5 protein-coding genes are annotated in these 3,440 nt (G+C 64.7%); all 5 read right to left on the bottom strand.

What is annotated here, in order from left to right; translation table 11 throughout:
• The coding region (locus tag MJD61_16475; protein ID MCG8556858.1) for a hypothetical protein at nt 1-180 on the bottom strand (180 nt) is incomplete at its 3' end.
• Nucleotides 181-228: 48 nt separating this feature from the next.
• A complete protein-coding gene (locus MJD61_16470; protein MCG8556857.1) occupies nt 229-390 on the bottom strand; it encodes a hypothetical protein in 162 nt (53 codons plus the stop codon).
• A 508-nt stretch (nt 391-898) separates the two neighbouring features.
• Nucleotides 899-1,309 carry a PIN domain-containing protein gene (locus tag MJD61_16465; GenBank protein ID MCG8556856.1) on the bottom strand — a complete coding sequence of 137 codons (411 nt, stop codon included), beginning with the start codon at nt 1,307-1,309 and terminating at the stop codon, nt 899-901.
• Entirely contained in the window at nt 1,306-1,566 is a 261-nt protein-coding gene (locus MJD61_16460; protein MCG8556855.1) for a hypothetical protein, read from the bottom strand. Before MJD61_16460 ends, MJD61_16465 begins: the two co-directional genes overlap by 4 nt.
• 670 nt (nt 1,567-2,236) lie before the next feature.
• A complete protein-coding gene (locus tag MJD61_16455; GenBank protein ID MCG8556854.1) occupies nt 2,237-3,295 on the bottom strand; it encodes a flippase-like domain-containing protein in 1,059 nt (352 codons plus the stop codon).
• Nucleotides 3,296-3,440 lie beyond the last annotated feature (145 nt).

Genomic DNA, 3,440 nt, shown 5'->3' with positions numbered 1-3,440 from the left:
GTCCGAGTGGAAGAAGTAGTCCGGGCGCTTCACGGTCCACGATCGCCTGCCGAGATCTTGGGGAGCCACGCATAGCCCGGGCCATTGGTTGAAACAGCGCACCGCACCCGCAGCAACCGGATTCGCGGCGACGTATGCAGCTCGTTCCACCACGGCAAAGGAGTTCTTCAGATGCACCACTGACGGCTCACTGCCGTCCCAGAGGATGCCTTCCCAATCACGATGCTCCTACATGCATAGCGCGACATAGCGATGAAAGTCTCGCAAGAAGTCGCGCATCGCTCCTCGCACGTCCGTCACCACCAGATGTTCGTGCGTCGAAAGCAGCGTGAAGCTATGTACTTCGACACCGTGTTGTTCGCTCGCTACGGAAGCTATGTACTTCGACACCGTGTTGTTCGCTCGCTACGGCCAGACAGTACAAGTAGATGCGGTTCACCTCCTCGTCCGGTCGGAACAAGTAGTGACGTCGAACAACGCGACGCGTGACAAGGTAGGTTGAACCTGGCAGGTACTGGCGCGGCGCAGTCATGCCAGGGTGAGACGCAACTCCCGTTCCGCCACCAGATTCCAATTCTTTCGCTGACTTACGCATCCGAACCGGCGGATCTGCCGCCACCCGCCTGGCGGCCGCCACCCATGTCGCACTGCGGTCAGCGTCGGTCACCAGCCTCCGGCCGCTCCATCGATCCGGAAGCGCACGCCCATCTATCTGTACTGTACCGACCGGGGGTGGAAGTGGAAGCGTAAACGCGACCAATATGAGCTCGTCATCGATCAGCGCCACCACCGCATAGTGTGCGACTCGTGACTAGCGAGCGTGGTACAACGATCCTCGGCGGCCAACGCCGGACAGTTTCGCGGCTCTGAGACCGAGCCGGCAGCGGGTGGAAGCAAGCTACAAAATGGTGAAGCGCCCGTACGTGCGGAAGTGCCGGTCGAAGGCGATCGCGTCGGAGACGCCGAGTCGCTCCATAACCGCGAAGCTCAGTGCGTCGCAGTAGGAGTAGTTCTTGTCCTTGTGGCTGCGCAAGATCGAGAGTGCATTCGCCTCGTCCGTGCGGCGGACCCTCTCCACCCAGCACGTGCCCGTCGCCACTAGGTCGAGGAAGGTCATGGCGGCACGGCGCTTGTCGCGCGAGCGGATCAGCAGCACGCCGTACGTCTCGAACACCACCACGTTTGTGGTGACAAGCCGCCATCGCTCGGCGTTGGCATGGGCGAGCAGGTCTCGTGCCCGCGCATGGGAAACATCCTCGGCGACAAGAATCGCGACGAAGCCGCTGGTGTCAACGAAGACGCGCTTCACGCCTCATCGTGCCCGTGCAGGGAGGCAGCGGCGACGTGCTCGTACTTGTCGGTAGATAAGTCGGTGTGGTCGGAGTGCACGCTGCCCACCGCGTCCAACCACTTGGCGTACGGGCCCCGCTCCGGCACCTGAGCTTCGGCAGCCTCGCCTTTGTCGAACTCTGCGAGGAGCTCCTCCGCCACGTGGCGACGCTCCGCGGGGGAGAGTCGCTTTGCCTGCTCGAGGATTTCCTCCGCGGTCCGCATGGCGTTACTCATGAAACTAATCTACCGTGCAGGCGTGGTCTCCGCCAGCACTCTGGACGCGCCGCCAGAGCGAAGCGGCTGCTCGCCGGCGGCCTCGGTGATCTGCGCGAAGCTCCGAATCTGTTTCACGCTGATGAGTTCCCACAGCCTTATCGCTGAAAACCTTAAAACCTTGCAGTAACTCAGCAGACTCGTTTGGTTTTCGGCGGGCGATCGCCGGAGCCCGTCATGCTGGAGCGAAGTCCCCGAAATGCCTGCCAAAGTCTACCGCTACGGCCCCGCGCCGCGCCTCCAAGACCGCAAATCCATCCTGAATTCTCCGGGACAAGATCGCCGAGGAGCTTCGCGGCGCTACGGACCGCTACGGTACCGCGCTCCAAGCAGTGGCCAGGGCTCATCGTGCATGCCCACTTGTCGGTAGACAGGTCGGTGTGGTCGGAGTGCACGCTGCCCACCGCGTCCCGGGCAAGGGCAGGGGCAGAGATTCCAGCGCCAGCTCTCATCGCTAAGCCGCCTCCAGGCCGCTTCCACCTTCCACGCGCGAGTTCGGGGGGACCCGCGCGCCGAGCACGAGACCCCCGGCCACACGGCGCCCACCAGAGCAACCCAAAACCGCCAAACTCGAGCTCTCCGGGCTCACAACGACCGCCGGGCGCTTCTTGGCGGTGCGCTGGTCGCCCGCCTAACCTCGCACGGCAAAGAGATCACGCAGCCGGAGCTTCATGATGTACAGCGGCACTATGCCCGCCAGCGTCATGACGCTGGCCTGAGCGATGTACAACAGGAACACGAAGGCGGCCCCCTGGTCGCTGATCACGCTTTCGGCCAGGTAGAGCTTCAGCGTGACGGAGACGGCAAGCTGGAAGTTGCCGAACAGGCCCGGGCCGGTTGGCAGCAGGATCCCGATCGCAAGCACGCCCATGATCGCGACGGCATGGCCGAAGGTCATGGGCAGGCCACAGGCGTTGCCGAGCAGCCAAACACCCAGGGCGTTGACGGTCCAGTACACGCAGGTCTCGGCCAGGAAGCCCCCCGCGAGCCGAGGCTCGGCGAGGCTCCGCAGGCCATCCGCCACCCCCGCGACCTTGCCGGCGAGGAACGCTGCCAGGCGCGGCGACAAGATCCCCAGCGTGCGTCGAGTAAGCGTGACGGCAAGCTCCCGCTGCCACAGGAACATCGCCAGGGCGCCGAACGCGCACCCGAAAAGCAGGAGCGAGGCGTAGCCGTAGCTCGGCAGGTGACGTGCGAGCGGGTCGCTCGTTTCCTGCCGCGGCAATACGAACAGGGCCCACGCCACGCACGTGCTCGTGACGAGACCATCGGCCACGCGCTCCACCGCCACGGTGCCCAGCCCCGCGGAAACGGAGATGGCATGGCGCGCCTTGCATAGGCCTGGCCGGGCCAGCTCGCCCAGACGCAGAGGCAGGGCAAAGATGGCGAAAAAGCCAACCCAGTTCAGCAGAATGACCTCCGAGAGCGCGAGGCGCCGCACCGGCGCGATCAGGAAGCGCCAGCGGGTCGCACGAATCAGATGCACGAGCCAGAGCGTCGAGACGTACGCTCCCACGCCGGACCAGCTCACCTGCAAGAAGGCATCTGCAGGCGGTATCAGGGGCAGCCCGCCCCGGGCGGCAAGCCAGGCGAACAGCCCGCCCAAGGCAAGGGAAAGCACCAGCTTGGCCCAGACCCGCCTCAGCAATCCCGGCGGGAAAAGGGTTGCGCTCACCGCCCCCACGTTCATGGCTCGTCCGCCGTTCCCTCGAGAATGCGGCGGGGATTCTCCGCCAGTAGTTCGTACGCTTCCTCGGGGCCGACCAGCGTATTCAGACGCGCGATGGCCTTTTCCACGACCTCGACGTCGCCTGGGGCGTGGCAATCGCTGCAGG

It is taken from the genome of Pseudomonadota bacterium (assembly GCA_022361155.1).
Classification (GTDB): domain Bacteria; phylum Myxococcota_A; class Polyangia; order Polyangiales; family JAKSBK01; genus JAKSBK01.
This window is presented reverse-complemented; position numbering and strand designations above follow the sequence as displayed.

Excerpts from the sequence above, each read along its gene's own strand:
- MJD61_16460 (MCG8556855.1), bottom strand. The coding sequence starts at position 1,566 with ATGAGTAACGCCATGCGGACCGCGGAGGAAATCCTCGAGCAGGCAAAG.
- MJD61_16455 (MCG8556854.1), bottom strand. The coding sequence starts at position 3,295 with ATGAACGTGGGGGCGGTGAGCGCAACCCTTTTCCCGCCGGGATTGCTG.